The sequence below is a fragment of the Streptomyces sp. TRM64462 genome (genome assembly GCF_013362995.1).
Classification (GTDB): Bacteria; Actinomycetota; Actinomycetes; order Streptomycetales; family Streptomycetaceae; genus Streptomyces.
In genome coordinates this window covers 1-1,503 of the sequence record NZ_JABWDV010000098.1, presented here as the reverse complement: position 1 = coordinate 1,503, position 1,503 = coordinate 1, and the positions used below count along the sequence as shown (strand labels likewise).

Sequence of the window (1,503 nt, the reverse complement as noted above, 5' to 3'; positions counted from 1 at the left end):
CGGCGTGAACGTCCCGATCCCGGTCCCCGTCGGCTACCACTCCTTCGGCGGCTGGAAGGACTCACTCTTCGGCGACCACCACATCTACGGCAACGACGGCGTGCACTTCTACACGCGCGGCAAGGTCATCACCACCCGCTGGCCCGACCCGGCCGACGGCGGCATCGACCTCGGCTTCCCGAGCAACGCGTGACACCGCCCCGGGCTGCCGGTGCGGCCACAACCGCCGTACCGGCTGCCCGGGCAGCCCGGCAACCCGGACAGCCCGGTCCCGGCTCTTCACGTCCTATTGTCCGAATGTATGGATAGGCTGATGATGTGACCGCTCCCTCCCTTGCAGATGTCGACTTCTCGCTGGACCGCAGCAGCCCGGTGCCGCTCTACTACCAGCTCGCCCAGCAGCTGGAGGCCGCCATCGAGCGCGGCGCCCTCGCCCCGGGCAGCCTGCTCGGCAACGAGGTGGACCTCGCCGCCCGCCTCGGCCTGTCCCGGCCCACCGTGCGTCAGGGCATCCAGTCGCTGGTCGACAAGGGCCTGCTGGTCCGCCGGCGCGGCATCGGCACCCAGGTGGTGCACAGCCAGGTCAAGCGTCCCCTGGAGCTCAGCAGCCTGTACGACGACCTCCAGGCCGCCGGCCAGAGCCCCACCACGCACGTCCTGCGCCTCGCGCCCGTCCCCGCGTCCGCCGAGGTCGCCGCGGCGCTCGGCGTCGCCGAGGGCAGCGAGGTCACCGTCCTGGAGCGGCTCCGCCTCACCCACGACCAGCCGGTCGCGCTCCTCTGCAACTACGTCCCGGCGGGCCTCGTCGCCCTCGACACCGCCGCACTGGAGACCACCGGCCTGTACCAGGTGCTGCGCTCCGCCGGCATCACGCTGCACAGCGCCCGCCAGACCATCGGCGCCCGCAACGCGACCGCCGACGAGGCCGGGCGGCTCGACGAGCCCGAGGGCGCCGCCGTCCTGACCATGCAGCGCACCGCGTACGACGACACCGGCCGCGCCGTCGAGTACGGCAGCCACATCTACCGGGCGTCGCGCTACACGTTCCAGTTCCAGCTCCTCGTCCGCGGCTGAGCCCGCCTGCCCTGCCCGCCTGCCTTTCCGCCTGCCCTGCCCGTACGCTCACGCGCGTACGGCCACGACCCGGCGCAGCGGCAGTTCCAGACGCCTCCCCGGGCGCGCCCAGTGGCCCAGCGACCGCTTGGCCGCCTCCGCCCGATGCCGCGTCAGGCCCGGCAGGTACAGGGCGTCGACCAGCAGCGCGGCGTCCTCCGGCGACTCCACGCCCACGGTGAACACGCGCCGCTCGTCCGAGCGCACGGCGAACCCGGACGCCGCGAGCACCGCGGCCGAACCGTCCCGCGCCCGCGGGTTCGGCCACGGCTGCCGCACCGCCCGCAGGGCGCCCATGACCCGCACCCACCCGGCGACCCCGGCCGGCGAGAGCCCCGACCCGGACGGCACCAGCGCGGCGAGCGTCCCGCCCGGGCGCAGCACCCGCCG

1 protein-coding gene and 2 pseudogenes are annotated in these 1,503 nt (G+C 74.5%); 2 read left to right on the top strand and 1 reads right to left on the bottom strand.

The features are described from left to right. Nucleotides 1–193: pseudogene (locus HTZ82_RS04805) on the top strand (methylmalonate-semialdehyde dehydrogenase (CoA acylating)); the annotation flags it as partial. A 125-nt stretch (nt 194–318) separates the two neighbouring features. Further along, on the top strand, nt 319–1,074 hold the full coding sequence (locus HTZ82_RS04800; RefSeq protein WP_175408007.1) for a GntR family transcriptional regulator: 756 nt from the start codon (nt 319–321) through the stop codon (nt 1,072–1,074). Between the two features lie 48 nt (nt 1,075–1,122). Here the strand turns inward: HTZ82_RS04800 and HTZ82_RS04795 are convergent. Further along, a pseudogene (locus HTZ82_RS04795) lies at nt 1,123–1,503 on the bottom strand (SAM-dependent methyltransferase); the annotation flags it as partial.